The organism is Azorhizophilus paspali (assembly GCF_043587585.2).
Classification (GTDB): Bacteria; Pseudomonadota; Gammaproteobacteria; order Pseudomonadales; family Pseudomonadaceae; genus Azotobacter; species Azotobacter paspali.
The window spans coordinates 593,171-619,445 of the sequence record NZ_CP171449.1 but is presented as its reverse complement, the minus strand read 5'-3'; the positions used below and the strand labels follow the sequence as shown (position 1 = coordinate 619,445).

The window sequence follows — 26,275 nt, the reverse complement described above, 5'->3', positions numbered from 1 at the left end:
CGAGCCTTAATGTTCGCCAGCAGGCCCTCCAATCGGAGCTTCGGGCCGACTGGTCCCCTGGGAAGCGGGCGTTCCAGAGGTGCCAGAGCCCCCGCCTTGCCAGTCCTTCGGCTCGCGAACCACGCGCCCTGCCATGATGTCGTCGATCTGGTCGGCATCGATGGTTTCATACTTCAACAATGCCTCTGCCATCACGTCCAGCTTGTCCCGGTTATCCGTCAACAGCTTGGTAGCCGTGGCATAGCACTGGTCGATGATACTGCGCACTTCCTGATCGATCAGCCGGGCGGTTTCCGCCGAGACGTTGGAGTGCTGGGCTCCAGCCGTACGACCGAGGAACACTTCGCCCTCCTCTTCCGCGTACATCAGCGGCCCCAGCTTTTCCGACAGGCCCCACTTGGTCACCATGTTCCGAGCGATTTGAGTGGCGCGCATGATGTCATTGGACGCACCGGTCGTGACCCCTTCGAAGCCCAGCGTCATTTCCTCGGCGATCCGCCCGCCGAACAACGAGCAGATCTGACTGATCAGCGCCCGCTTGGACAGGCTGTAGCGATCCTCCTCCGGCAGGAACATGGTAACGCCCAAAGCACGTCCACGCGGGATGATCGACACCTTGTAGACGGGATCATGCTCAGGCACCAACCGACCGACGATCGCGTGTCCTGCCTCGTGGTAGGCCGTGTTGAGCTTTTCTTTTTCGGACATGACCATAGTCTTGCGCTCGGCGCCCATCATGATCTTGTCCTTGGCCAGTTCGAACTCACGCATCTCCACGATGCGCTTGTTGGCCCGCGCGGCGAACAGCGAGGCCTCGTTCACCAGGTTGGCCAGGTCGGCGCCGGAGAAACCGGGCGTACCACGGGCGATGACCGCCGGATTGACATCCTCGCTCACTGGGACCTTACGCATGTGCACCTTGAGGATCTGTTCGCGACCACGGATATCCGGCAGGCCGACCACCACCTGGCGGTCGAAGCGACCGGGGCGCAGCAGTGCCGGATCGAGCACATCGGGACGGTTGGTCGCCGCGATGACGATAATGCCATCGTTCATCTCGAAGCCATCCATCTCCACCAGCAACTGGTTGAGGGTCTGCTCCCGCTCGTCGTGACCGCCGCCGAGCCCGGCGCCACGGTGCCGACCGACGGCGTCGATCTCGTCGATAAAGATAATGCAGGGAGCATGTTTCTTCGCCTGGTCGAACATGTCTCGTACGCGCGAGGCGCCTACCCCGACGAACATTTCGACGAAGTCCGAACCGGAAATGGTGAAGAACGGAACCTTGGCCTCGCCGGCGATCGCCTTGGCCAGCAGCGTCTTGCCGGTACCGGGCGGGCCGACCATCAGCACGCCGCGGGGAATGCGCCCGCCGAGACGCTGGAACTTGCCCGGATCACGCAGAAACTCGACCAGCTCGCTGACCTCCTCCTTGGCTTCGTCACAACCGGCGACATCGGCGAAGGTGGTCTTGACCTGGTCCTCCGATAGCAGGCGCGCCTTGCTCTTGCCAAAACTCATAGGCCCGCCCTTGCCACCCGCACCACCCTGCATCTGGCGCATGAAGAACATGAACACGGCGATGATCACTAGGATCGGAAAACTGGCCACCAGCAACTGCGACCAGATGCTCTGCTGCTCCGGTTGCTTGCCCTCGATCTGAACGTTGTTGTCGATCAGATCGCCGATCAGACCACCATCCTGGATGGCCGGACGGATCGTCTTGAAATTGTCGCCGTCTACCCGCTGGCCGGTGATGATGTAGCCATCTACGGTCACGCGCTCGACCTTGCCATCCTTGACCTGCTGGATGAAGTCCGAATAATTCAGCGTCTGCGGCTCGCTAGGATTGGTAAAGTTGTTCATCACGGTCACCAGAACAGCCGCGATGATCAACCACAGAATCAGGTTCTTTGCCATGTCGTTCAATTAACTACCCTCTGGGACGGAGCCAGTCCCTGTATGACGGCCGGTACGACCACTACCCGCCTAACTTAATACACAACCCCCGACCCCGGCAGGCCTCTCTGTAACCCTTTATGTGCCAATCCTACAGGCACTCCTGTGGTTCATAAGCAGTCTAGGCTCCACGAAAGCCGCGCGCGAGCAGATATTGCTCGCGAGAGCGGTCGCGAGACGAGAGCGGCTTGCGCATCTGTACCTTGTCGAAACCTTCGCGCACCTGCCGGAGATAATGGTCGAAACCCTCGCCCTGGAAGATCTTGATCAGGAAATCGCCGCCAGGACGCAGAACCCGCCCAGCCAAATCCAGCGCCAGCTCGCAGAGATACATTGCCCGCGGCTGGTCGGCCGCCTTCACTCCGCTCATATTGGGAGCCATGTCGGAAATCACAAGGTCGACCGGCTGCTCGCCGCTCGCCTCGAGAAGCAGGGCAAACACCGCATCGTCAGTGAAGTCCCCCTGGATGAAGGTCACATCCGGAATGCTGTCCATCGGCAGGATGTCCGAAGCGATCAGGCGCCCCCGATCGCCGATGAGCCGGCTGGTCACCTGCGACCAGCCGCCCGGCGCAGCTCCCAGGTCGACCACGGTCATGCCCGGCCGCAGAATTCGGTCCTTTTCCTGGATTTCCAGCAATTTATAGCTGGCACGCGAACGGTAGCCGTCCTTTTGCGCCATCTTCACGTAGGGGTCATCGAAATGCTCTTTCAACCAGCGATGACTAGTCTTGGATCGTGCCACGGGCACCTCGTGTTTGGCTGGGCGGCCCCGGGTCGCTCGGGTAGACTAGGCCGCTTTTCAACGGGATCGGACGTAGGGGTCAGATTATGGCGCTCACTCAGGAGCAGAAGAAACATTTCAAATCCATCGGCCATCACCTGAAGCCTGTTTTGACCGTGGCCGAAAATGGCGTGACCGAAGGGGTCCTGAACGAGCTGGATCGGGCCCTCAATGATCACGAACTAATCAAGGTGAAAATCAATCTCGCCGAGCGGGAAGACCGCCAGGCGGTGATCGCCAAACTCTGCGCGGCTTCTGGAAGCGAACTGGCACAGGCGATCGGCAAGGTCGCCCTGCTCTACCGCAGGAACCCCAAGCCAAACAGGAACCTTTCGAACATCAGCCGCTTCCTACAGGCCTGACATGATCGGCGAGCCGCCGCCTCTCGACCGAAAGCCCGCCTACCGGCTCGATCGGCATAGCGAAGGAGTGGCCAAGCTCAAGCAGCGCACGTGATGCCACTCGCCAAGGGAGAACCACTCCGAAGAGCCCCCTTGGCACCGTATTTTGGTTCAGATGTGGCGGACCTCGATGATCTCGTACTCGACGGTACCGCTCGGCGTCTTGACCGCAGCCACATCGCCCTCCTCCTTGCCCACCAGGGCGCGAGCGATGGGCGAACTGACCGACAGCTTGCCCTGCTTGATGTCGGCCTCATCGTCACCCACGATCTGGTAGACCACGGTTTCGTCGGTTTCGACGTTGGCGATCTCCACGGTGACACCGAAAATCACCTTCCCGGTATGGGGAATGGCGGTCACATCAATGACCTGCGCATTCTGCAGACGGCCTTCGATATCACGGATTCGTGCCTCGACCATACCCTGCTGTTCCCGGGCGGCATGGTATTCGGCATTCTCCTTGAGGTCGCCCAGTTCGCGCGCCTCGGCGATCGCCTGGGTGATCTGCGGGCGCAGCTCGGTTTTCAGATGCTTGAGCTCTTCCTCCAGCGCGCGCGCGCCCTGGACAGTCATTGGAAATTTGGTCATGCGTTGATTCCTGCATGGAGATCCTGCAGACGGCGCACGGTCTTCTCGGGACCGAACCTGAGCGCCTCACAGATCGCCTGGCCACCAGCGATGGTGGTGGTAATGCAGATCTTGTGCTGCAGAGCGTTGCGACGGATCGAGAAGGAGTCGGCGATCGACTGGCGCCCCTCGGTAGTGTTGATGATCAGGGTGACCTCGTCGTTCTTGATCATGTCGACCACATGGGGACGCCCCTCGGTCACCTTATTCACCCGGCGAACCGGCAGGCCGGCCGCTTCGATCATTCGAGCGGTACCGGCAGTGGCCACCACCTCGAAGCCAAAGGCAATCAGGTTGCGCGCCACCTCGGCGACGAACGGCTTGTCGTCCTCTCGCACGCTGATGAAGGCGCAACCACCGGCCGGCAGTGTCTCGCTGGCCCCCAGTTGGGCCTTGGCAAAAGCCTCGGCGAAACTGTCGCCGACCCCCATTACCTCGCCGGTGGACTTCATTTCCGGGCCGAGAATGGGGTCGACGCCGGGGAATTTGGCAAACGGGAACACCGCTTCCTTCACACTGAAGTACGTCGGGATGATCTCGCGGGTGAAACCGATCTCCTTGAGCGTCTTGCCGGCCATCACGCGCGCGGCGATCTTGGCCAGGGACTGACCGATGCACTTGGAGACAAAAGGCACGGTGCGCGAGGCGCGCGGGTTCACCTCCAAGACGTAGATGTCTTCGCCCTGCACCGCCATCTGGACGTTCATCAGACCAACGACGCCGAGCTCCAGGGCCATCTTCTTGACTTGTTCGCGGATATCGTCCTGGATGTGCGCCGGCAGCGAATAGGGCGGCAGCGAACAGGCCGAATCGCCGGAATGCACGCCGGCCTGCTCAATGTGCTGCATGATCGCACCGATCACTACATCCTCGCCGTCACAGACGGCATCGATATCGACCTCGATAGCGCAATTGAGGAAGTGGTCGAGCAGTACCGGGCTGTCATTGGAGACTTGCACGGCTTCGCGCATGTAGCGCTTGAGTTCGTCTTCCTCATAGACGATCTCCATGGCCCGGCCACCCAGCACATAGGACGGGCGCACCACCAGCGGATAGCCGATCGCCTTCGAGGCGGCGATGGCCTCGTCTTCGCTGCGGGCAGTGGCGTTCGGCGGCTGGCGTAGGTTGAGGCGCTCGACCATGTGCTGAAAGCGCTCGCGATCCTCGGCGCGGTCGATGGCGTCCGGGCTGGTGCCGATGATCGGCACACCGGCTTCCTCCAGGGCGCGGCAGATCTTCAGCGGGGTCTGACCGCCGTATTGCACGATGACGCCCTTGGGCTGTTCGACACGGACGATTTCCAACACGTCCTCCAGGGTCACCGGCTCGAAATACAGGCGATCAGACGTGTCGTAGTCGGTGGAGACGGTTTCCGGGTTGCAGTTGACCATGATGGTCTCGTAACCGTCTTCGCGCATGGCCAGTGCAGCATGCACGCAGCAATAGTCGAACTCGATGCCCTGGCCGATACGGTTCGGACCGCCACCGATCACCATGATCTTGTCGCGACTGGACGGATTGGCCTCGCACTCCTCCTCGTAAGTCGAGTACATGTAGGCGGTATCGCTGGCGAACTCGGCGGCGCAGGTATCGACACGCTTGTACACCGGCTGCACCTTGAGCTTCTGCCGATGGCTGCGCAGGTTCTTTTCGGTCACGCCAAGCAACTTGGCCAGGCGGGCGTCGGAGAAGCCCTTGCGCTTGAGTCGCCACATCAGATTGCGATCGATGCTGGAAAGGCCAAGGGTCTTGACCCGCTCCTCTTCCTTGACCAGATCCTCGATCTGCACCAGGAACCAGGGATCGATCCTAGTCATTGCGAACACATCGTCGACGCTCTTGCCGGCACGGAACGCATCGGCCACGTACCAGATACGCTCGGCACCCGGCACGGTCAGCTCGCGCTTGAGAATGCTCCCCGCTTCCGGGTTGCCCGGATCCAGCTTGGGATCGAAACCACTGACCCCGACCTCCAGGCCACGCAAGGCTTTCTGTACGGACTCCTGAAAGGTGCGGCCGATAGCCATCACTTCGCCCACGGATTTCATCTGGGTGGTCAAGCGAGCGTCGGCCTTGGGAAACTTCTCGAAGGCGAAACGCGGCACCTTGGTAACCACATAGTCGATGGCTGGCTCGAAGGAGGCCGGCGTACGGCCGCCGGTAATGTCGTTGGACAACTCGTCGAGGGTATAGCCCACCGCCAGCTTGGCGGCGATCTTGGCGATCGGGAAGCCGGTAGCCTTCGAGGCCAGCGCCGAGGAGCGCGACACGCGCGGGTTCATCTCGATCACCACCATGCGGCCGTCGACCGGATTGATGCCGAACTGCACATTGGAGCCGCCGGTCTCCACGCCGATCTCGCGCAGCACCGCAAGCGATGCGTTGCGCATGATCTGGTATTCCTTGTCGGTCAGGGTCTGCGCCGGAGCCACGGTGATCGAGTCACCGGTATGCACGCCCATCGGATCGAAGTTCTCGATCGAGCAGACGATGATGCAGTTGTCCTTCTTGTCGCGGACCACCTCCATCTCGTACTCCTTCCAGCCGATCAGGGATTCGTCGATCAAAAGCTCGCTGGTCGGCGACAGATCCAGGCCGCGAGTACAGATTTCCTCGAACTCTTCGCGGTTGTAGGCGATACCGCCACCGGTGCCGCCCATGGTGAAGGACGGACGGATGATGCAGGGGAAGCCGACCTTGTCCAATACGCCGTAGGCTTCGTCCATGCTGTGGGCGATGCCGGAGCGCGGGCATTCCAGGCCGATGGCGCGCATGGCCTTGTCGAAGCGCGAGCGGTCCTCGGCCTTGTCGATGGTATCGGCGTTGGCACCGATCATCTCGACGCCGAACTTGGTCAGCACGCCGTGTTTCTCCAGCGCCAGGGCGCAGTTCAGCGCGGTCTGGCCGCCCATGGTCGGCAGCAGAGCGTCGGGTCGCTCCTTCTCGATGATCTTGGCCACGGTCTGCCACTTGATCGGCTCGATGTAGGTGGCATCGGCCATGGCCGGGTCGGTCATGATGGTGGCTGGGTTGGAGTTCACCAAAATGACGCGAAAGCCTTCTTCTTTCAATGCCTTGCAGGCCTGGGCGCCCGAGTAGTCGAACTCGCAGGCCTGACCGATGACGATGGGGCCAGCGCCGAGGATCAGGATGCTTTTGATGTCTGTACGTTTTGGCATGGTCTCTCACACGAATCCGTTGATCTGTCGGCAGGCTCAGCGACGCTTGGCCATCTCGGCGATGAAGCGGTCGAACAGCGGCGCTACGTCATGCGGGCCTGGGCTGGCCTCCGGGTGCCCCTGAAAGCTGAAGGCCGCCTTGTCGGTACGCTCGATACCCTGCAGGGTGCCGTCGAACAGCGATTTGTGGATCGCCCGCAAATTAGCCGGCAGCGTATTCTCGTCCACCGCGAAACCATGGTTCTGGCTGGTGATCATCACGGCGCCGGTGTCGAGATCCTGCACCGGGTGATTGGCACCGTGATGGCCATGGCCCATCTTCACGGTCCTGGCCCCCGAGGCCAGGGCCAGCAACTGATGGCCGAGGCAGATGCCGAACACCGGGATGTCGGTCTCGAGGATCTCCCTGATCGCCTGAATCGCATAATCGCACGGCTCGGGATCGCCCGGGCCGTTGGACAAAAACACGCCATCCGGACTCATCGCTAGCACCTTGCTGGCCGAAGTTTGCGCAGGAACCACGGTCAGCCGGCAACCACGCGCCACCAGCATGCGCAGGATGTTCAGTTTGACACCGAAATCGTAGGCCACCACATGATAGGGCAGCTTACCGGCCGGAATTTCCGGATGGCTGTCGGTCGCCAGGCTCCAGACGCCGGAACGCCATTCGTAGGGCTCGCTGCAGCTGACCACCTTGGCCAGATCCATACCCTTGAGGCCGGGAAAGCTGCGGGCCAGTTCCAAGGCCTTTTCCTCGGAAGCGTCGTCTCCCACCAGAATACAACCGTTCTGCGACCCCTTCTCGCGCAGGATACGGGTCAGGCGACGGGTATCGATGTCGGCGATGGCCACGCAGCCGTTTTCCCGGAGGTAGTCCGGCAGCGACTGCTTGCTGCGCCAGTTGCTGGTTAACAGCGGCAGATCGCGGATGATCAGGCCGGCAGCCCACACGCGAACGGATTCGGCATCTTCCGGCGTGATGCCGGTATTGCCGATGTGCGGATAGGTCAGGGTGACGATTTGCTGCGCATATGAAGGATCGGTGAGGATTTCCTGATAGCCGGTCATGGCAGTGTTGAACACCACCTCGCCGATGGTCTGTCCATCGGCACCGATGGATTCGCCACGAAAGATGCTGCCATCAGCAAGGGCGAGAATGGCTGGCTTAGTCAAGAAGACCTCCCGTAAATCAAGCCTGAAGGGCATGCGCAGGTTGTAAAAAAGCGGAATGACGTGTAAACACATCATCCCGCTCTCTTTCAAATTGTCTGCGTGCTTTTAGTAGACATATTGGGGCACTAGGTTACAGGAAAAGGCTTTTCCGGTCTAGCAACCTACTTTTTCACTCGGTCTTTCTACTCAACGCAGCCCAAGCACGTCCTGCATGTCGTACAGCGCCGGATCGCGTCCTTCCAGCCAAAGCGCGGCGCGTACCGCCCCCTTGGCGAAGGTCATGCGGCTGGAGGCCTTGTGGGTGATCTCGACCCGCTCCCCTTCGGCGGCGAACAGGACGGTGTGATCGCCGACGATATCGCCGGCGCGCACCGTGGCGAAACCGATGGTTTCCCGCGCCCGCGCCCCGGTCTGACCTTCGCGCCCGAATACCGCCACCTTTTGCAGGTCGCGCCCCAGAGCGCCGGCCACTACCTCGCCCATGCGCAGGGCAGTGCCGGACGGCGCATCCACTTTGTGCCGGTGGTGCGCCTCGACGATCTCGATATCCACCTCGTCGCCCAGCACCCGCGCCGCGGTATCCAGTAGCCTCAGGCATAGGTTGACGCCAACGCTGAAATTGGCGGCGAAGACGATCGGAATCTCCTGCGCCGCCTCGTCCAGCAAACGCCGCTCGTCGGCCGAAAAACCAGTGGTGCCGATCACCATGGCCTTGCCGGCTCGACGGCATATGTCCAGATTCTTCAGGGTCACGGTCGGATGGGTGAAATCGATCAATACGTCGAACTTGTCCAGCACCGTGGCCAGTTCGCCCGACAAGGACACGCCGATCCGCCCCTGGCCAGCCAGTTCGCCGGCATCGACACCCACCAGGGTGCTGTCCGGCCGTCCGACGGCCGCCGTCAGGCCGGCTCCCGGCGCCTGCCGAGCAGCCTCGATCAAGGCCTTGCCCATGCGCCCGGCGGCCCCCATCACTGCAATACGTCGCATAACATCAGCCTCAAGCTATGAGCCTACAGGCTGGAAGCGGCCTCATCGAGGCTGCCACCTCTAGCCTGCGGCCAGGAGTCACAAATCGTCGAAAAAGCGCTTCATGCCCTCGAACCAGCCGCTGGCCTTTGGCGAATGGCTGCTGTTGCCCTGCAGACTGCCACGGAACTCCTCGAGCAGTTCGCGCTGGCGCTTGCTCAGATTGACCGGCGTCTCCACCACCACCCGGCACATCAGGTCGCCGGCCGCACCGCCGCGCACTGGCGCCACTCCCTTGCCACGCAGACGGAACAGCTTGCCAGTCTGGGCGCCCTCCGGAATCTTTAGCTTGACCCGGCCATCCAGGGTCGGCACCTCCAGTTCGCCGCCGAGCGCCGCATCGGCGAAGCTGATCGGCACCTCGCAATACAGATGCTTGCCATCGCGCTGGAAGATCGGGTGCTCGCGGACACTAACCACCACATAGAGATCGCCGGGCGGCCCGCCCAGGGTACCCGCCTCGCCTTCGCCGGCTAGGCGGATGCGATCGCCGCTGTCGACCCCGGCCGGCACCTTCACCGACAGAGTCTTGTGCTCCTCCACACGCCCCTGGCCATGGCAGTCCGGACAGGGATCGGCAATCATCTTGCCGCTGCCGTGGCAACGCGGGCAGGTCTGCTGTACAGAGAAAAAGCCCTGCTGCATGCGCACCTGCCCGATACCGCCGCAGGTCGTACAGGTGACCGGCGTGGTGCCCTTCTTCGCGCCGCTGCCGTCGCAGGTCTTGCAGTGCACCAGGGTCGGCACCCGGATGGTCACCGTCGTACCGCGAACAGCCTCTTCCAGGTTGAGTTCCAGGGTGTAGCGTAGGTCGCTGCCGCGCTGCGGGCCACCACGGGTGCCAGCGCGCCCAGCACCGAAGAAGTCGCTGAACACATCGCCGAAAATATCGGAGAAATTGGCTCCACCGGCACCGAAGCCAGCCCCCCCGCCCATGTTCTGGTCGACCCCGGCATGGCCGTACTGGTCGTAGGCCATTCGCTTGCCAGCATCGCAGAGCACCTCGTAGGCCTCGTTGACCTCCTTGAATTTCTCCTCGGCCGACTTATCGTCGGGATTTCGATCGGGGTGGTACTTCATCGCCAGACGGCGGTAAGCCTTCTTCAGCTCCGCCTCGCCGGCTCCCCGCTCGACCCCCAGCACCTCGTAATAATCACGCTTCGCCATAAATCTCATGAACTCCGGATTCGTCTGCCCCAGACACGCCGACGCGGGAGCAAGCTCCCGCGTGACGGATCAGGCCCGCCGCAAGCGGCGGACCGGGACGGAAGCAAGCGCGTTGCTTACTTGTTGCCCTTGCTGTCCTTAACCTCTTCGAACTCGGCATCCACCACGTCGTCCGCCGTGGACTTGGCCTTCTCGCCCCCCTGGGCGGCAGCCTCGCCGGGCTCGACCTGCTCGGCGTACATCTTCTGCGCCAGCGGCGCGGTAGCCTCGGACAAGGCGTTTATCAAGGATTCGATCCGGGACTTGTCGTCGCCCTTGAGCGCCTCTTCCAGATCGGCGACCGCCTTCTCGATACCGACCTTCTCGTCCGCGCTGACCTTGTCGCCCGCCTCGGTGACCATCTTGCGGGTGGCATGCACCAGTTGGTCGCCCTGGTTACGCGTGGCAACCAGCTCCTCGAACTTGCGATCCTCCTCGGCGTTGGCCTCGGCATCGCGAACCATCTTCTGGATCTCCTCCTCGGACAGACCGGAGTTGGCCTTGATCACGATGGACTGATGCTTGCCGGTGGCCTTGTCCTTGGCGGACACGTGCAGGATGCCGTTGGCGTCGATATCGAAGGTGACCTCGATCTGCGGCACGCCGCGCGGCGCCGGCGGAATGTCGGCCAGGTCGAAGCGACCCAGCGACTTGTTCTGCCCGGCCTGCTTGCGCTCGCCCTGCAGCACGTGAATGGTGACAGCGCTCTGGTTGTCGTCCGCAGTGGAAAACACCTGCGACTTCTTGGTCGGGATGGTGGTGTTCTTCTCGATCAGCGCGGTCATCACGCCGCCGAGGGTCTCGATGCCCAGGGTCAGCGGCGAGACGTCGAGCAGCAGCACGTCCTTGACTTCGCCGGCCAGCACGGCGCCCTGGATGGCAGCCCCCATGGCCACAGCTTCGTCCGGATTGACGTCCTTGCGCGGCTCCTTGCCGAAGAATTCGGCCACACGCTTCTGCACCAGCGGCATGCGGGTCTGGCCGCCGACTAGGATCACCTCGTCAATCTTGCTTACGTCGATGCCGGCGTCCTTCAAAGCGATACGGCACGGCTCGATGGTGCGCTCGACCAGGTCCTCCACCAGCGACTCCAGCTTGGCGCGGGAGATCTTCACGTTCAGGTGCTTCGGACCGGTCTGGTCAGCCGTGATGTACGGCAGGTTGACGTCGGTCTGCTGGCTGGAGGACAGCTCGATCTTGGCCTTCTCGGCGGCTTCCTTCAGGCGCTGCATGGCCAGCGGGTCGCCCTTGAGGTTGATGCCGCTTTCCTTTTTGAACTCGTCGACGAGGTAGTCGATCAGACGGATGTCGAAGTCCTCACCACCCAGGAAGGTATCGCCGTTGGTGGCCAGCACCTCGAACTGGTGTTCGCCGTCCACTTCGGCGATCTCGATCACGGAAACGTCGAAGGTACCGCCACCCAGGTCATAGACGATGATGGTGTGGTCACCCTTGGCCTTGTCCATGCCATAGGCCAGGGCAGCCGCGGTCGGCTCGTTGATGATCCGCTTGACGTCCAGGCCGGCGATGCGACCGGCATCCTTGGTGGCTTGGCGCTGGCTGTCGTTGAAATAGGCCGGCACGGTGATCACCGCTTCGGTGACCGGCTCGCCGAGATAGTCCTCGGCGGTCTTTTTCATCTTCTTCAGCACTTCGGCGCTGATCTGCGGCGGAGCCATCTTCTGGCCTTTCACCTCGACCCAGGCGTCACCGTTGTCGGCCTTGACGATCTTGTAGGGAACCAGCTTGATGTCCTTCTGCACCACCTCCTCTTCGAAGCGGCGACCGATCAGGCGTTTGACCGCATACAGGGTGTTCTGCGGGTTGGTCACCGCCTGGCGCTTGGCCGACTGGCCGACCAGGATTTCGCCGTCGTTGGTATAGGCGATGATGGACGGCGTGGTGCGTGCGCCCTCTGCGTTCTCGATGACCTTGGCCACACCGTTTTCCAGCACGGACACGCAGGAGTTGGTGGTGCCCAGATCGATACCGATGATTTTTCCCATGTTCATTCTCCGAAACTTGATTCAGCAGGCCACCGAGAGGCCCATGCGCCAACCGTTCCACTAGCTCGCACTGTGCCGGGAAGGCCAGGCGCGAAAGCCGATAAATACATGCCCTTACAGATGGGGACGAACCGTCCCATTTCAAGCCTGCTCGTCGTTCGAGGGCGTCGGCGCCTTGCTGACCACCACCATCGCCGGACGCAGCAGGCGACCGCTGAGCAGATAGCCCTTTTGGAACACCTTGAGCACGCTGCCGGGCTCGGCGCTGTCGCTTTCCTCCATGGCCATCGCCTGGTGATGTTCGGGATTGAAGGGCTCGCCGTGGGGATCGAGCTGCTCGAGCTGATAGCGCCGGAGGACGTCGTGAAACATCTTCAGGGTCAGCTCCATGCCTTCGCGCATCGGCCGGATCGACTCTTCGGCCGGATCGGACAGTTCGATGCCGCGCTCGAGGCTGTCGACCACTCCCAGCAGGTCCTGGGCAAAGCGCTCGAGAGCGAACTTGTGCGCCTTCTCCACATCCTGCTCGGCACGTCGACGCACGTTTTGCAATTCCGCCGCGGCACGCAGGGCCTGATCCTGGGCAGCAGCCAGTTGCTCCTCCAGTGCCTGCACGCGAGCGGCCAGGTCCTCACCGGCGGAGGTGCCCTCAGCGGCTGGAGTCTCCTCCGGCGCCCGGTTGTCGAGGTTCTGTTCGTCAGCCATGCATCTCTCCTCTCAAAAGGAATAGCGATCACGGGCGCGGACCCGCGTTTCTGCCGCCCTATATGGGGATGCAATCGGATGCTTCAAGAGGACTTGCACAGCCCATCCGCATTTCGAGCATGGACAAGTTGTCCGCACGAAACGAGCTACTGTATACATACACAGAAACCCATCCTGGGAGCTTCGCCATGCTGGTGCACCTGTCGATCCACAACTACGCCATTGTCGAACATCTCGACCTCGAGCTGGACGCCGGCATGACCGTCATTACCGGCGAAACCGGCGCCGGCAAGTCGATCATGCTCGATGCCCTCAGCTTGGCCCTCGGCGACCGGACCGACAGCGGCGCCGTGCGGCCGGGAGCGGACAGGGCGGACATCCTCGCCAGCTTCGATCTGACGGAGACTCCCGAAGCGCGGGCCTGGCTCGCCGAGCGCGACCTGGAACGCGAAGGCCCGTGCATCCTGCGCCGGGTGATCACCGCCGAAGGCCGCTCGCGCGCCTACATCAACGGCTCCCCGTGCCCGCAGGGCGATCTCAGGGCGCTCGGCGAGCTGCTGATCGACGTCCACAGCCAGCACGAACATCAGTCCCTGCTGAAGAACGACACCCAGCGCCGCCTGCTCGACGAGTACGCGGGCGCCAGCGATCTCGCCCGCCAGGTACGACTGGCCGCACAGCGCTGGCGACAGACCCGCCAGGAGCTGGAAAGGCTGAACAATGCCGGCGACGAGCAACGTGCCCGCCAGCAACTGCTCAGCTACCAACTGGAGGAGCTGGAGAATCTCGCCCTTGGCGCCCACGAACTGGAGGAGCTGGAGCAGGAATACAAGGCGCTGGCCAACGCAGAGCATCTGCTCGACAGTTGCCGTCAGGTCATCGACTTGTGCAGCGAGAACGATGCGGGCAACGTGCTCTCCGCCTTGACCGCCAGCCTGCAACGCCTAACCGGCCTGCAGGCGCAGCCCAGCCCGCTCGGTGAGGCGATCGATCTGCTGGCCAGCGCACAGATCCAAGTCGAGGAAGCCGTCGGCGAACTGAACCGTTTCCTCGATCACTTCGACATCGACCCGCAGCGCCAGCAGAGCATCGAAGAACGGCTCGACGCCATCTACAGCTTGGCGCGCAAGCACCGCGCCCAGCCACACGATCTGATTCCCCTACAGCAGCGGCTGCGGGGCGAACTGGCCGGGCTAAACGCAGACGACGAAACCCTCGAGCAGCTCGGCCAGGAGCTGGCGGCCTATGAGCGGCATTACCAGGAAAAGGCCGTGGAACTCAGCGACCTCCGGCGACAGGCGGCCGCACATCTGGGCATAGCGGTCGAGCAGCAGATGCAGCGGCTCGGCATGCCCGGCGGACGCTTCGCCATCGAACTGCCGCCATGCGGCTCGAGAGAGCCGCATCCCCAAGGGTTCGAACAGGCTGAATTCCTGGTCAGCGCCAACCCCGGCCAGCCATTGAAACCCCTGGCCAGGGTCGCCTCGGGTGGCGAGCTGTCGCGCATCAGCCTGGCGATACAGGTGATCACCGCCCAGACGTCACGCACGCCGACCCTGGTGTTCGACGAGGTCGACGTCGGCATCGGCGGGCCGACCGCCGAGGTGGTCGGCCAACTCCTGCGCCGGCTCGGCGAACTCGGTCAAGTGCTGACCGTCACCCATCTGCCCCAGGTGGCCGCCCAAGGCCATCGCCACCTTTTCGTGCACAAGGTACGCGGAGCCGGAGAAACCCGTACGGCAGTCGCCCTGCTGGAGGGCGATCCACGTATCGAAGAACTGGCCCGCATGCTGGGTGGGCTCGAACTGACCGAGGAATCACTGGCCCACGCGCGCCGCATGATCGGCAGCGCCCAAGTCTGAAGATATAAGCGGCCGATCATTGAGGCGACCTACCGGCCGCCTTTCCGCTCGTGCGACGGACCGGCCGGCCTTAGGACTTCTTGCGCACGTAAAGCACCAGGTTGTGATCGACCAGTTCGAAGCCGTGCCGCTTGACGATTTCCCGCTGCAACTTCTCGATATCCGGATCGTAGAATTCGATCACTTCGCCGGAATCCACACATACCATGTGGTCGTGGTGACCGCTGTCGGCCAACTCGAATACCGCATGTCCGCCATCGAAGTTGTGGCGCACCACCAGCCCAGCCGCCTCGAACTGGGTCAGCACCCGATAGACCGTCGCCAGCCCCACGTCTTCCCCGGCCTCCATCAACGCCTTGTAGACATCCTCCGCGCTCATATGGCGATGTCCGGCAGAGTCGAGCATCTGCAGGATCTTGACGCGCGGCAGGGTAACTTTCAGACCGGCTTTACGCAGTTCGTTATTTTCAACCATGGTCGGCTTTCTTGCTGCTGCTTCGCAGCCTCCTTCAATGCGGGTATTATCAGGGATTCGTCGCCCCAGCAGATAGTGGAACTCTCCCAGTAATGCAAAACACCAAGCTCATGCTGACCAGTCTACCCCTCGTGGGCCTGCTCACGCTTGCCGGCTGCACGATTCCCGGGGTGTACAAAATCGACATTCAGCAGGGCAATGTCGTGACGCAGGACATGATAGACCAGTTGCGCCCCGGAATGACCCGCCGGCAAGTCCGGTTTGTCATGGGAAGCCCTCTGATCACCGACACCTTTCACCCAAACCGCTGGGATTACCTGTACAGCATAAAACCCGGGGGCGGCCAACGTCTGCAAGAGCGGGTCAGCCTGGTGTTCGACAGCAACGATCTGTTGATCGGTCTGGCCGGCGACTTCCTCCCTGGCGCCACACGCGAAGAGGAAATCATGGGCGGCAGCGGCGGCACCGCCATCAGGAAGGCACCGACCGAAGAAGCCGAAGAACCGATCAAACCCGGCTCCCTGCTCGAAGAGATCCAGCGCGAAGTGGACAAGGCGGAAAGCGAACCCGTACCGACACCGGAACCCCTGGACCCCAGCATGCAATAAGCTTGCCAGGCCAAAGCCCGCTAATCCGCCGGCCTTCCGCCCGCCTTGGCCCCGGCAGCCCTGGCTGCTCGCAGCTTGCGAATCTCCTTCGGATCGGCGATCAACGGACGATAGATCTCCACTCGCTCGCCATCCTCCAGCACGCACTCTTCCGCTCCGGACACCACCTTGCCGAAAACGCCCAGAGGACTGTTCGCCAGATCCAGACCGGGAAAGTCCCGGTCGAGCCCTGAGCGCAACGCCGCCTCGCGTACCGTGGTGCCGCATGGCACGCTCAGGCTGACGAGCTTCTGCCGATCAGCCAGGGCATACACCACCTCCACGGCGATATTCCGTTTATCCATACAGTTGCTTGGCCCGTTCGCAAAAGGCATCCACCAGGGTATTGGCCGCCTGGTTGAACAGCGGCCCGAGAGTCGCTTTGATCAGCGGCCCGGAGTAGTCGAAAGTCAGGTCGAGACTGATCTTGCAGGCCTTCTCGCCAAGCGCCTTGAACTCCCAGAGACCATGCAGGTGGGCAAAGGGCCCCTCCTCCAGGCTCATCTCGATGCTTCGCCCCGGCTGCAGGGTGTTCCGGGTGAGAAAGCGCTGACTCAATCCGCCCTTGGCCACCGCCAGCCGGGCACGCATATGCGTCTCGCCGACCTCCAGCACTTCGGCAGCGCTGCACCAGGGGAGAAAATCCGGGTAGCGCGCCACGTCGTTGACCAGGTCGTAAAGGGCACGCGCCGGAAAGGGCAGCAGTGCCGAGCGGTGTATACGCGTCGCCATTCAATAGCTCTCGGTTACTTCGTCGATTCGCGGGCAAACAGGGCGGCACGCCTGACGCCCACGGCGCCGCGAAGGGATGCCATGGCCCAGGCGAAGGACGCAGCCGGCGAAATCCGGTGCACCTTGGCCGCCGCTGCATGCAGAAGCGATCAAGTATTGTCCGAAATTAACCGCCCCCCCTCAAGCTCGGTGTCGCCAGCCCGCCTGCAACTGCCTATAATGCGCGCCCTATGGCTAAGCAAAAGAAACACCCTCAGGGCAACATTGCGCAAAACAAGAAGGCGCTGCACGATTATTTCATCGAACAGAAGTTCGAGGCCGGCCTGGCCCTGTCCGGCTGGGAAGTGAAGAGCCTGCGCGCCGGCAAGGCACAACTGGTCGACAGCTACGTGCTGCTCAAGGATGGCGAGGCTTGGCTGATGGGTAGCCATATCACGCCCTTGAAGACGGCCAGCACCCATGTGATCGCCGACCCCACCCGCACCCGTAAGCTGCTGCTGCACAAGCGCGAACTCGGCAAGCTGTTCGGCTCCGTCCAGCAGAAAGGCTATGCTTGCGTCGCCCTCTCGCTGTACTGGAAGAAACATCTGATCAAGTGCGAGATCGCCCTGGCCAAGGGCAAGAAGGAATACGACAAGCGCGACACCGAGAAGGTCCGGGACTCCGATCGGGAAATCCAGCGCGCCATACGCAGCAAGGGCAAAGAAGACTGACCCTGGGGCAGCGGCCATGCATGGCGCGCGCCTTCAGCTCTCGGCCAATCCCTGACGGCGGCGCGCCCGCGCCTCGCGTTGCGCTTCCCGTTGCACCTCGGCCAGCACCTCCTGCACATAGTGGATATGCCGGCTGGACACTTCCCGCGCCTCCTCGGCCCGCCCTCCGACGATCGCCTCATACAGTTCACGGTGCTGCTGCAACAGCATGTCGCGGGTTTCGCCGCGCTGGGCATACATGCCGCCGATATTGGTCACCACATTGCGTCTGAGCAGATCGAACAGCCCCTTGATGGTGTGCAGCAGCACGGCATTATGGCTGGCCTCGGCGATCGCCAGATGAAAATGTGCATCGGCCAGTCCTTCCTCGGGACCGCCGCCAAGCACCGGAGAGTCGTAACAACGCTGCAGGCGCTCGAAGGCGGAGCGCAGGCGCTCATGGTCCAGCGGCGTGGCGCGCAGTGCCGCATAGAAGGCACAGGCACCTTCCAGGGTATGCCGGAATTCCAGCAGGTCACGCTGCGCCTCGGTACTGCTTTCCAGCAACTGCAGCAATGGATCGCTGAAGGTCGAGCCCAACGATTCGGCCACATAGGTGCCCCCGCCCTGCCGGCTGACCAGCAGGCCGCGCGCCGCCAGCTTCTGGATCGCCTCGCGCAGCGAGGGGCGCGACACGCCGAACTGCTCGGCCAGTGCACGCTCTGCCGGTAGACGCTCGCCCGCCTTAAGCGAGCCTTCGAGAATCATCGCCTCCAGGCGCACAACGATATCGTCCGACAGACGGCGCTGTCGGACCGGACCGAATTCCATTGTCTTCCTCCTCAGTCCACCGAACTACTGGCTTGACTATTTAGCGACCTACTTATTACCAGCCTCCCCGGCTCTCCCGCGAAGCCTGCCCACGACGCTCAAGCCCAGTAATAACAAGTCCTGGAAGAGGCTGGCGACAAAATTCGCAAGGGGACAAATTGACACGGCACCCGCATAAAAACTAATCTTGTCCGGCGACACTGTAAATTGGTATTACCAATTTATCAACTGCAGCGACAAAAATCGGCTGCGGCCCGCCGCCTAGCCCGGGACACCCGACCCCGACCACGGTACGGCCAGGGCGCGTCGCACCGAGTCGTCGATCCTATCCAAGAACAATCAAAGGGTCCCCCCATGCAAGCTTGGCAACAGCTTTACACGCCACTTGGCAGCCTCGGCCTGTCGGCACTGGCTGCCCTCATTCCGATCATATTCTTCTTCCTCGCCCTCGCCGTGTTCCGCCTTAAGGGATACGTGGCGGGCAGCATCACCCTAGGGCTCTCGCTCCTGGTCGCCATCCTCGCCTACGACATGCCGGCCGACATGGCCCTGGCTGCCGCCGGCTATGGCTTCGCCTATGGCCTGTGGCCGATCGCCTGGATCATCGTCGCCGCCGTCTTTCTCTACAAACTGACGGTGAAAAGCGGTCAGTTCGAGATCATCCGCAGTTCAGTGCTCTCGATCACCAGCGACCAGCGCCTGCAGGTACTGCTGATCGGCTTCTCCTTCGGCGCTTTCCTCGAGGGAGCGGCAGGCTTCGGTGCGCCGGTGGCGATCACCGCCGCCCTACTGGTCGGCCTCGGCCTCAACCCGCTGTATGCCGCCGGCCTGTGCCTGATCGCCAACACCGCACCGGTAGCCTTCGGCGCCCTTGGCATTCCGATCATCGTCGCCGGCCAGGTCACTGGCATCGATGCCTTTGACATCGGCGCCACGGCCGGTCGCCAATTGCCCTTCCTGTCGGTCATCGTGCCGTTCTGGCTGGTGGCGATGATGGACGGCTGGCGCGGCATCAAAGAAACCTGGCCAGCCGCACTGGTGGCAGGCGCCAGTTTTGCCATCACTCAGTACTTCACCTCCAACTACATCGGCCCGGAATTGCCCGATATCACTTCAGCACTGGTCAGCCTGGTGTGCTTAACCCTGTTCCTCAAGGCCTGGCAACCCAAGTTTGCCGAAGAAATCGAAGTGGTCGGCATTTCCGCCGGAGGCGCCGCAGTGATGGGAAATTTCGGCGGCAGCCGTCCCACCGAGCCATCCCCCTACACTCTGAGCCAGACTTTCAAGGCCTGGTCGCCGTTCCTGATCCTCACCGGCCTGGTAACCCTCTGGACCTTGAAACCCTTCAAGGCCTTGTTCGTACCGGGCGGAGCATTGGACAGCCTGGTCCTGCTGCTACCCATTCCGCACCTGGATCAACTGGTGATCAAGATGACTCCGATCGCCACCGCTCCGGCCCCCATGGCAGCGGTGTTCAAGTTCGATCCGATCTCGGCCACCGGCACAGCGATCTTCTTCTCCGCCCTGATTTCCATGGCGGTACTAAAAATCGCTCCAAAAATTGGTCTGACCAGCTTCAAGGAAACGCTGCTGGAGCTGAGATGGCCCATTCTATCCATCGGCATGGTGCTGGGATTCGCCTTCGTCACCAACTACTCCGGCATGTCAGCAACCATGGCGCTGGTACTGGCCGGAACCGGTGCACTGTTCCCGTTCTTCTCGCCGTTTTTGGGCTGGCTGGGTGTATTCCTCACCGGCTCGGATACCTCCGCCAACGCCCTGTTCAGCTCGCTGCAGGCCACCACTGCGCACCAGATCGGCGTCAATGACACCCTGATGGTGGCGGCCAACACCAGCGGCGGCGTGACCGGCAAGATGATTTCGCCGCAATCGATCGCCGTGGCCTGCGCCGCCACTGGCCTGGTCGGCAAGGAGTCGGACCTGTTCCGTTTCACCCTCAAGCACAGCCTGATCTTCGCCGCCTTCGTCGGTTTGATCACCTTGGCCCAGGCCTACGTGTTCACCGGCATGCTGCTGCACTGAGAAGGCGCCGGCAAAACCCTTAGCCACCTTGCCAGCGGCTCGCTGCTGGGTTTTGCCGGCCAACTTCGGCCTGCTTGAATAAACGGCCGGTGCCGGGACTTCCTCCGTGCCGGCCATTTCCAAACCGGGCTTCCCAGAGATATGCCTGATGAGCGAACTCTTCTACAACGCCGCACCCAACGCCACCCGCGTGGCGCCGCCCCTGCCCGAAGCGCGCCGCTACCCGGCGCAGAAACCGGGCAACGCCTACCTGTTCGGCACCTGCGTGCTCGACCTGTTCTTCCCCGAAGCCGGCCTCGACGCCATCCGCCTGCTCGAACGCGAAGGCATCAAGGTGCACTTCCCGCAGGAACAGAGCTGTTGCGGCCAGCCGGCCTACACCTCGGGTTACACCGACGAGGCGCGAGAAGTCGCCCGCGCCCAGCTCGCGCTGTTCGCCGGGGACTGGCCGCTGGTGGTGCCGTCCGGCTCCTGCGCCGGGATGATTCGCCACCATTACGCCGAGCTGTTCAAGGACGAGCCGGCTACCCTGCGCCAGGTGCAGGCCCTGGCCGCGCGCACCTTCGAACTGGCCGAGTTCCTCCTGCACGTCTGCAAGGTCGAACTCAAGGACCGCGGCCAGCCGACCCGCATCGCCCTGCACACTTCCTGCTCGGCGCGCCGCGAGATGAACACCCACCTGCACGGCCGCGCCCTGCTCGCCCAACTGGAACGGGTCGAACGCGTCGAGCACGACCACGAGAGCGAATGCTGCGGCTTCGGCGGCACCTTCAGCGTGCGCATGCCGGGCATTTCCGGCGCCATGGTCGCCGACAAGAACCACGCCCTGAAGGAATCCGGTGCCGCCGCAGTGGTCAGCGCCGACTGCGGCTGCCTGCTCAATATCAATGGCGCGCTGGAGAAACAGAACGAGACGCTGCGCGGCCAGCACCTGGCCAGCTTCCTCTGGAAACGCACCGGAGGTGTCGAATGAACAGCCAGGCCCGTATCCCGGCGCTGGAACTCTCCAGCCGCGACCTCAAGCACAACGCCCACGACGCCCTCGGCGACGCCCAATTGCGCGGCAACATGCGCAAGGCCATGGACTCGCTGATGGCCAAGCGCTTGGCGGCGATGCCGGACGAGTATGAACGCGAACACTTGCGCGAGATGGGCAACCACGTACGTGCCCGCGCCCTCTCCAAGCTGCCGGAACTGCTCGAGCGGCTGGAGACCAACTTGATCCGCAACGGGGTCAAGGTGCACTGGGCGGAAACGGTGGACGAAGCCAACGCCATCGTCCTGCGGATCGCCGAGGCCCATGGGGCCAGACAGGTGATCAAGGGCAAGTCGATGGTCAGCGAGGAAATGGAAATGAACCATTTCCTCGAAAGCCACGGCATCGAGGCCCTGGAGTCCGACATGGGCGAGTACATCATCCAGCTCGACCACGAGAAGCCCACCCACATCATCATGCCGGCAATCCACAAGAACGCCCGGCAAGTGGCCAATCTGTTTCACGACAAGCTTGGCGAGCCCTACACCGAGGACGTCGACGCGCTGATCCAGACCGGCCGGCGCGTGCTACGCCAGAAGTTCTTCGAGGCCGACATCGGCATCTCCGGGGTCAACTTCGCGGTGGCCGAAACCGGCACCCTGCTTCTGGTGGAAAACGAGGGCAACGGCCGTATGTCGACCGGCGTACCGCCGGTACACATCGCGGTGACCGGCATCGAGAAAGTGGTCGAGAACCTGCGCGACGTGGTGCCGCTGCTCTCGCTGCTGACCCGCTCGGCGCTCGGCCAGGGCATCACCACCTACGTCAACATGATCTCCGGGCCGCGCAAGGCTGACGAGCTGGACGGCCCGCAGGAAGTGCACCTGGTGCTGTTGGACAACGGCCGCAGCCAGGCCTTCGCCGACAGCGAACTGCGCCAGACCCTCAACTGCATCCGCTGTGGGGCCTGCATGAACCACTGCCCGGTGTACACCCGGATCGGCGGCCAGGCCTACGGCACCGTTTATCCCGGGCCAATCGGCAAGATCGTCTCGCCGCACCTGATGGGCCTGGAGAACACCCCTGACCACCCCAGCGCCTCCTCGCTGTGCGGCGCCTGCGGCGAGGTCTGTCCGGTGAAGATCCCGATCCCCGCGCTGCTGCGCCGCCTGCGCGAGGAGAACGTGAAACGCCCTGACGACCCGCACAAGGTCATGCGCGGCCAGGGCAGCAAGTACTCGCCGCGCGAACGCCTGCTGTGGAAGAGCTGGCGCCTGCTCAACACCTCACCCCCGCTCTACCGCGTCTTCGGCTTCTTCGCCACCCGCCTGCGCAGCTTGACGCCCGGCCACCTCGGCGCTTGGACGCAGAACCACAGCGTACCGAAACCGGCCGCCCGCTCGCTGCACGAGTTGGCCCGCGAGCATCTGGAGGGCAAATAATGATGTCGGCCAAAGCCACTATCCTCGCCAAGTTGAGAAAGAGCCTCGAAAGTATCGCGCCGGTAGCCGACGACTACGACGCGGACCTGGTGACCCGGCCCTGGAGCTACCCGACCGCCGAACGCATCCCACGCCTGCGCCAGTTGATGGAAGCAGTGCACACCGAAACCCACCTGACCAGCACGGCCGACTGGCCGGTGCTGCTGGAAAAGCTGCTGGCCGATAAACAACTGCCCAGCCTGCTGATCGCCCCAGGCACCGCCCACGGTTCGCAACTCGCCACGCATTTCACCGGACGCGAGGGCCTGCCGCGGCTCAAGGCCTACGACCGGCCGATCGAGGAATGGAAAGCCGAGCTGTTCGACGACACCCCGGCCAGCCTGACCGGCAGCCTCGGCGCCATCGCCGCCACCGGCAGCCTGATCCTCTGGCCGACCCGCGAAGAGCCGCGACTGATGAGCCTGGTGCCGCCGGTACACTTCGCTCTGCTCAAAGCCAGCGAGGTCTACGACAACTTCCTCGAGGTGCAGCGGAAACAGCAGTGGGCGGCCGGCATGCCGACCAACGCCTTGCTGGTCTCCGGCCCGTCGAAGACCGCCGATATCGAGCAGGTGCTGGCCTACGGCGCCCACGGACCCAAGGATCTGGTCGTGTTGATCTTGGAGGATGCATGAACCTGCCCGCTTCCTTTATTAGCGCCGTCGAGCGCCTGATTCCTCGCGAGCGGCGCTTCGACGATCCGCTGTCGACCCTGGCCTTCGGCACCGACGCCAGTTTCTACCGGTTGATTCCCAAGCTAATCGTGCGCGTCGAAAGCGAAGCCGAAGTGGTCAAGCTGCTGCGCCTGGCCAGCGCCGAGGGCGTGCCGGTGACCTTCCGTGCCGCCGGCACCAGCCTCTCCGGCCAGGCAGTGACCGATTCAGTGCTGATCGTCCTCGGCGAGCACTGGAACGGCCGCGACATCCGCAACGGCGGTGCGCAGATCCGCCTACAGCCTGGCGTCATCGGCGCCCACGCCAACGCCGTGCTAGCCCCGCTGGAACGCAAGATCGGCCCGGACCCGGCCTCGATCAATGCGGCCAAGATCGGCGGCATCGTTGCCAACAACTCCAGCGGCATGTGCTGCGGCACCGCGCAGAACAGCTATCACACCCTCGCCGCCCTGCGCCTGGTGCTGGCCGACGGTAGCGTGCTGGACACCGAGGACCCGCTTAGCGTGGCCCGCTTCCAGGCCAGCCATGGCGAACTGCTCGAACGGCTCGCCGAACTGGGCCGGCAGACCCGCGCCGACGAAACACTGGCCGCAAAGATCCGTCACAAGTACCGGCTGAAGAACACCACCGGCCTGTCGCTCAACGCGCTGGTCGACTATGACCAGCCGCTGGACATCCTCACCCACCTGATGGTCGGCTCCGAAGGCACCCTGGGCTTTATCAGCGCGGTGACCTACCACACCGTGCCCGAGCACCCGCACAAGGCCAGCGCGCTGATCGTCTTCCCCGACGTGGAGACCTGCTGCAACGCCGTGCCGGTGCTCAAGCAGCAGCCGGTCTCGGCGGTGGAACTCCTGGACCGGCGCAGCCTGCGCTCGGTGGAGAACATGAAAGGCATGCCGAACTGGGTGAAGAGCCTGTCCGCCACCGCCTGCGCCCTGCTGATCGAGACCCGCGCCTCCGGCCCCTCGCTGCTGGCCGAGCAGATCGAGCGGATCATGGCCGCCATCGCCGACTTCCCGGTGGAGAAACAGGTCGACTTCAGCAGTGACCCGGCCGTCTACAACCAGTTGTGGAAGATCCGCAAGGACACTTTCCCAGCGGTCGGCGCGGTGCGCAGAACCGGCACCACGGTGATTATCGAGGACGTCACCTTCCCCATCGAGCGCCTAGCCGAGGGCGTCAACCGGCTGATCCAGCTCCTGGAGAAACACCGCTACGACGAGGCGATCCTGTTCGGCCATGCCCTGGAAGGCAACCTGCACTTCGTCTTCACCCAGGGCTTCGACGAGCCGGCCCAGATCGCTCGCTACGAGGCCTTCATGCAGGAGGTGGCGCAACTGGTGGCGGTGGAGTTCGGCGGCTCGCTGAAAGCCGAGCATGGCACCGGACGCAACATGGCGCCCTTCGTCGAGCTGGAATGGGGTCACGACGCCTACCAGTTGATGTGGAAAATCAAGCGCCTGCTCGACCCCAAGGGCATCCTCAACCCCGACGTGGTGCTCTCGGAGGATCCCGAGCTCCACCTGAAGAACCTCAAGCCGTTGCCGGCCGCCGACGAGATCGTCGACAAGTGCATCGAGTGCGGCTTCTGCGAGCCGGTCTGCCCGTCCCGTGGCCTGACCCTGACGCCGCGCCAGCGCATCGTCATATGGCGCGACATCCAGGCCAAGCGGCGCGACAATGCCGGCAGCACTGCTCTGGAAAAGGCCTACCGCTACCAGGGCATCGACACCTGCGCGGCCACCGGCCTGTGCGCCCAGCGCTGTCCGGTGGGAATCAACACCGGCGACCTGGTGCGCAAGCTGCGCGGCCTGGATGCCGGCCACGCCGGAACCGCCGACTGGCTGACCGAGCACTTCGCCGCCAGCGTGCGCGCCTCGCGCCTGGTGCTGCTCGCCGCCGACAGCGCGCGGCGTCTGCTCGGTGCGCCGCGCCTGGCGAAGCTCAGCGGCGCTCTGTCGCGGATTAGCGGCGGGCATCTGCCACAGTGGACGCCCGCCATGCCACAGCCGGTACGGCTGAAGCGGCTTGCCGCAGCGCAGCCCGACGAGCGGCCACGGGTAGTTTATCTGGCCGCCTGCGTATCGCGCGCCATGGGTCCGGCCAGCGACGACCGGGAACAAGTGCCGCTGCTCGACAAGACCCGCGCCCTGCTGGAAAAGGCCGGCTACCAGGTGGTCTTCCCGAAAGATCTGGACAAGCTCTGCTGCGGCCAGCCATTCGCCTCCAAGGGCTATCCCAAACAGGCCGAGCGCAAGCGCCGGGAAACTCTCGACGCCCTGCTCGAAGCCAGTCGCGGCGGTCTCGATCCGATCTATTGCGACACCAGCCCCTGCACCCTGCGGCTAGTCAGGGAGCAGATCGACCCGCGCCTGCAGATCTTCGATCCGGTGAAGTTCATCCGTACCTTCCTGCTCGACCGGCTGGACTTCGAGGCGCAGGAAACGCCGATCGCCGTGCACGTCACCTGCAGCACCCAACACCTGGGCGAGGCCGAGGCCTTGATCGACATCGCCCGGCGCTGCGCCCGCGAAGTAGTGGTTCCGGAAGGCATCCACTGCTGCGGCTTCGCCGGCGACAAGGGCTTCACCAGTCCCGAACTGAACGCCAACGCCCTGCGCACCCTCAAGGAAGCGGTGCAGTATTGCGAGGAAGGCATTTCCACCAGTCGCACCTGCGAGATCGGTCTCAGCCGGCACAGTGGCCTCGACTACCACGGGCTGGTCTACCTGGTCGATCGGGTCAGCCGCGCCAAGGCCTGTCCGGTCTGATCCCGCCAGGGCAGGGACG

Annotated in this window: 22 protein-coding genes; 9 read left to right on the top strand and 13 right to left on the bottom strand. The window is 63.2% G+C overall.

The annotated features are described in order from the left end of the window. Positions 1 to 6: 6 nt before the first annotated feature. Together ftsH and rlmE are read right to left on the bottom strand one after the other, a co-directional pair. Positions 7 to 1,920, bottom strand: coding sequence for an ATP-dependent zinc metalloprotease FtsH (gene ftsH, locus ACGI6K_RS02980; protein ID WP_376948096.1), 1,914 nt, complete (start codon positions 1,918 to 1,920; stop codon positions 7 to 9). A 160-nt stretch (positions 1,921 to 2,080) separates the two neighbouring features. After that, the gene (rlmE, locus tag ACGI6K_RS02975) at positions 2,081 to 2,704 is read right to left on the bottom strand and encodes a 23S rRNA (uridine(2552)-2'-O)-methyltransferase RlmE (RefSeq protein ID WP_376948076.1); all 624 of its coding nucleotides are present in this window, start codon (positions 2,702 to 2,704) and stop codon (positions 2,081 to 2,083) included. 86 nt (positions 2,705 to 2,790) lie between these two features. On the opposite strand from rlmE, the gene yhbY reads away from it, so the two are divergent. Beyond that, positions 2,791 to 3,105 (top strand): ribosome assembly RNA-binding protein YhbY, encoded by a 315-nt coding sequence (gene yhbY / locus ACGI6K_RS02970; RefSeq protein ID WP_376948077.1) that lies wholly within the window; start codon positions 2,791 to 2,793, stop codon positions 3,103 to 3,105. 150 nt (positions 3,106 to 3,255) lie between these two features. Here yhbY and greA read toward each other — a convergent pair whose 3' ends face one another. From greA to grpE, 7 genes are all read right to left on the bottom strand, one after another. Continuing rightward, the gene (gene greA / locus ACGI6K_RS02965) at positions 3,256 to 3,732 is read right to left on the bottom strand and encodes a transcription elongation factor GreA (protein WP_376948078.1); all 477 of its coding nucleotides are present in this window, start codon (positions 3,730 to 3,732) and stop codon (positions 3,256 to 3,258) included. Beyond that, complete coding sequence (gene carB, locus ACGI6K_RS02960; protein WP_376948079.1) at positions 3,729 to 6,950, bottom strand: carbamoyl-phosphate synthase large subunit; 3,222 nt, start codon at positions 6,948 to 6,950, stop codon at positions 3,729 to 3,731. Before carB ends, greA begins: the two co-directional genes overlap by 4 nt. A 36-nt stretch (positions 6,951 to 6,986) precedes the next feature. Further along, entirely contained in the window at positions 6,987 to 8,123 is a 1,137-nt protein-coding gene (gene carA, locus ACGI6K_RS02955; protein WP_376948080.1) for a glutamine-hydrolyzing carbamoyl-phosphate synthase small subunit, read from the bottom strand. A 186-nt stretch (positions 8,124 to 8,309) separates the two neighbouring features. After that, complete coding sequence (dapB, locus tag ACGI6K_RS02950) at positions 8,310 to 9,113, bottom strand: 4-hydroxy-tetrahydrodipicolinate reductase (RefSeq protein WP_376948081.1); 804 nt, start codon at positions 9,111 to 9,113, stop codon at positions 8,310 to 8,312. 78 nt (positions 9,114 to 9,191) lie between these two features. Next, a complete protein-coding gene (gene dnaJ / locus ACGI6K_RS02945) occupies positions 9,192 to 10,319 on the bottom strand; it encodes a molecular chaperone DnaJ (protein ID WP_376948082.1) in 1,128 nt (375 codons plus the stop codon). Positions 10,320 to 10,435: 116 nt separating this feature from the next. Further along, positions 10,436 to 12,364, bottom strand: coding sequence for a molecular chaperone DnaK (gene dnaK, locus ACGI6K_RS02940; RefSeq protein WP_376948083.1), 1,929 nt, complete (start codon positions 12,362 to 12,364; stop codon positions 10,436 to 10,438). Between the two features lie 141 nt (positions 12,365 to 12,505). Beyond that, positions 12,506 to 13,069 (bottom strand): nucleotide exchange factor GrpE, encoded by a 564-nt coding sequence (grpE, locus tag ACGI6K_RS02935; RefSeq protein WP_376948084.1) that lies wholly within the window; start codon positions 13,067 to 13,069, stop codon positions 12,506 to 12,508. Positions 13,070 to 13,257: 188 nt separating this feature from the next. On the opposite strand from grpE, the gene recN reads away from it, so the two are divergent. Then, positions 13,258 to 14,931 (top strand): DNA repair protein RecN, encoded by a 1,674-nt coding sequence (gene recN, locus ACGI6K_RS02930; protein ID WP_376948085.1) that lies wholly within the window; start codon positions 13,258 to 13,260, stop codon positions 14,929 to 14,931. A gap of 70 nt (positions 14,932 to 15,001) precedes the next feature. On the opposite strand, the gene fur is transcribed toward recN, so the two are convergent. Then, positions 15,002 to 15,406, bottom strand: coding sequence for a ferric iron uptake transcriptional regulator (fur, locus tag ACGI6K_RS02925; RefSeq protein WP_012702790.1), 405 nt, complete (start codon positions 15,404 to 15,406; stop codon positions 15,002 to 15,004). Between the two features lie 92 nt (positions 15,407 to 15,498). Between fur and ACGI6K_RS02920 the strand changes: the two genes are divergently transcribed. Beyond that, entirely contained in the window at positions 15,499 to 16,014 is a 516-nt protein-coding gene (locus ACGI6K_RS02920; protein ID WP_376948086.1) for an outer membrane protein assembly factor BamE, read from the top strand. A gap of 20 nt (positions 16,015 to 16,034) precedes the next feature. Here ACGI6K_RS02920 and ACGI6K_RS02915 read toward each other — a convergent pair whose 3' ends face one another. Next, entirely contained in the window at positions 16,035 to 16,358 is a 324-nt protein-coding gene (locus ACGI6K_RS02915) for an RnfH family protein (RefSeq protein ID WP_376948087.1), read from the bottom strand. After that, the gene (locus ACGI6K_RS02910; RefSeq protein WP_376948088.1) at positions 16,351 to 16,785 is read right to left on the bottom strand and encodes a type II toxin-antitoxin system RatA family toxin; all 435 of its coding nucleotides are present in this window, start codon (positions 16,783 to 16,785) and stop codon (positions 16,351 to 16,353) included. The genes ACGI6K_RS02915 and ACGI6K_RS02910 overlap by 8 nt, the downstream gene beginning before the upstream one ends. 230 nt (positions 16,786 to 17,015) lie before the next feature. On the opposite strand from ACGI6K_RS02910, the gene smpB reads away from it, so the two are divergent. Beyond that, positions 17,016 to 17,498 carry an SsrA-binding protein SmpB gene (smpB, locus tag ACGI6K_RS02905; RefSeq protein WP_376948089.1) on the top strand — a complete coding sequence of 161 codons (483 nt, stop codon included), beginning with the start codon at positions 17,016 to 17,018 and terminating at the stop codon, positions 17,496 to 17,498. Positions 17,499 to 17,531: 33 nt separating this feature from the next. Here the strand turns inward: smpB and ACGI6K_RS02900 are convergent, their stop codons facing one another. Beyond that, on the bottom strand, positions 17,532 to 18,308 hold the full coding sequence (locus ACGI6K_RS02900; protein WP_376948090.1) for an FCD domain-containing protein: 777 nt from the start codon (positions 18,306 to 18,308) through the stop codon (positions 17,532 to 17,534). Positions 18,309 to 18,662: 354 nt separating this feature from the next. On the opposite strand from ACGI6K_RS02900, the gene ACGI6K_RS02895 reads away from it, so the two are divergent. From ACGI6K_RS02895 to ACGI6K_RS02875, 5 genes are all read left to right on the top strand, one after another. Next, complete coding sequence (locus ACGI6K_RS02895) at positions 18,663 to 20,351, top strand: lactate permease LctP family transporter (RefSeq protein WP_376948091.1); 1,689 nt, start codon at positions 18,663 to 18,665, stop codon at positions 20,349 to 20,351. A gap of 148 nt (positions 20,352 to 20,499) precedes the next feature. After that, positions 20,500 to 21,324 (top strand): (Fe-S)-binding protein, encoded by an 825-nt coding sequence (locus ACGI6K_RS02890; RefSeq protein ID WP_376948092.1) that lies wholly within the window; start codon positions 20,500 to 20,502, stop codon positions 21,322 to 21,324. Then, the gene (locus tag ACGI6K_RS02885; protein ID WP_376948093.1) at positions 21,321 to 22,769 is read left to right on the top strand and encodes a LutB/LldF family L-lactate oxidation iron-sulfur protein; all 1,449 of its coding nucleotides are present in this window, start codon (positions 21,321 to 21,323) and stop codon (positions 22,767 to 22,769) included. Before ACGI6K_RS02890 ends, ACGI6K_RS02885 begins: the two co-directional genes overlap by 4 nt. Before the next feature lie 2 nt (positions 22,770 to 22,771). Further along, entirely contained in the window at positions 22,772 to 23,443 is a 672-nt protein-coding gene (locus ACGI6K_RS02880; RefSeq protein WP_376948097.1) for a LutC/YkgG family protein, read from the top strand. Further along, a complete protein-coding gene (locus tag ACGI6K_RS02875) occupies positions 23,440 to 26,256 on the top strand; it encodes an FAD-binding and (Fe-S)-binding domain-containing protein (RefSeq protein ID WP_376948094.1) in 2,817 nt (938 codons plus the stop codon). The genes ACGI6K_RS02880 and ACGI6K_RS02875 overlap by 4 nt, the downstream gene beginning before the upstream one ends. Positions 26,257 to 26,275 lie beyond the last annotated feature (19 nt).

What these genes read in the sequence shown, in the direction of transcription:
- ACGI6K_RS02890 (WP_376948092.1), top strand. Translation starts at nt 20,500, where the DNA reads ATGAGCGAACTCTTCTACAACGCCGCACCCAACGCCACCCGCGTGGCG.
- ACGI6K_RS02885 (WP_376948093.1), top strand. Translation starts at nt 21,321, where the DNA reads ATGAACAGCCAGGCCCGTATCCCGGCGCTGGAACTCTCCAGCCGCGAC.
- recN (WP_376948085.1), top strand. Translation starts at nt 13,258, where the DNA reads ATGCTGGTGCACCTGTCGATCCACAACTACGCCATTGTCGAACATCTC.
- ACGI6K_RS02895 (WP_376948091.1), top strand. Translation starts at nt 18,663, where the DNA reads ATGCAAGCTTGGCAACAGCTTTACACGCCACTTGGCAGCCTCGGCCTG.
- ACGI6K_RS02875 (WP_376948094.1), top strand. Translation starts at nt 23,440, where the DNA reads ATGAACCTGCCCGCTTCCTTTATTAGCGCCGTCGAGCGCCTGATTCCT.
- greA (WP_376948078.1), bottom strand. Translation starts at nt 3,732, where the DNA reads ATGACCAAATTTCCAATGACTGTCCAGGGCGCGCGCGCGCTGGAGGAA.
- ACGI6K_RS02900 (WP_376948090.1), bottom strand. Translation starts at nt 18,308, where the DNA reads ATGGAATTCGGTCCGGTCCGACAGCGCCGTCTGTCGGACGATATCGTT.
- smpB (WP_376948089.1), top strand. Translation starts at nt 17,016, where the DNA reads ATGGCTAAGCAAAAGAAACACCCTCAGGGCAACATTGCGCAAAACAAG.
- dnaJ (WP_376948082.1), bottom strand. Translation starts at nt 10,319, where the DNA reads ATGGCGAAGCGTGATTATTACGAGGTGCTGGGGGTCGAGCGGGGAGCC.
- fur (WP_012702790.1), bottom strand. Translation starts at nt 15,406, where the DNA reads ATGGTTGAAAATAACGAACTGCGTAAAGCCGGTCTGAAAGTTACCCTG.
- ftsH (WP_376948096.1), bottom strand. Translation starts at nt 1,920, where the DNA reads ATGGCAAAGAACCTGATTCTGTGGTTGATCATCGCGGCTGTTCTGGTG.
- carB (WP_376948079.1), bottom strand. Translation starts at nt 6,950, where the DNA reads ATGCCAAAACGTACAGACATCAAAAGCATCCTGATCCTCGGCGCTGGC.
- dapB (WP_376948081.1), bottom strand. Translation starts at nt 9,113, where the DNA reads ATGCGACGTATTGCAGTGATGGGGGCCGCCGGGCGCATGGGCAAGGCC.
- ACGI6K_RS02920 (WP_376948086.1), top strand. Translation starts at nt 15,499, where the DNA reads ATGCAAAACACCAAGCTCATGCTGACCAGTCTACCCCTCGTGGGCCTG.
- dnaK (WP_376948083.1), bottom strand. Translation starts at nt 12,364, where the DNA reads ATGGGAAAAATCATCGGTATCGATCTGGGCACCACCAACTCCTGCGTG.
- yhbY (WP_376948077.1), top strand. Translation starts at nt 2,791, where the DNA reads ATGGCGCTCACTCAGGAGCAGAAGAAACATTTCAAATCCATCGGCCAT.
- ACGI6K_RS02910 (WP_376948088.1), bottom strand. Translation starts at nt 16,785, where the DNA reads ATGGCGACGCGTATACACCGCTCGGCACTGCTGCCCTTTCCGGCGCGT.
- ACGI6K_RS02880 (WP_376948097.1), top strand. Translation starts at nt 22,772, where the DNA reads ATGTCGGCCAAAGCCACTATCCTCGCCAAGTTGAGAAAGAGCCTCGAA.
- grpE (WP_376948084.1), bottom strand. Translation starts at nt 13,069, where the DNA reads ATGGCTGACGAACAGAACCTCGACAACCGGGCGCCGGAGGAGACTCCA.
- ACGI6K_RS02915 (WP_376948087.1), bottom strand. Translation starts at nt 16,358, where the DNA reads ATGGATAAACGGAATATCGCCGTGGAGGTGGTGTATGCCCTGGCTGAT.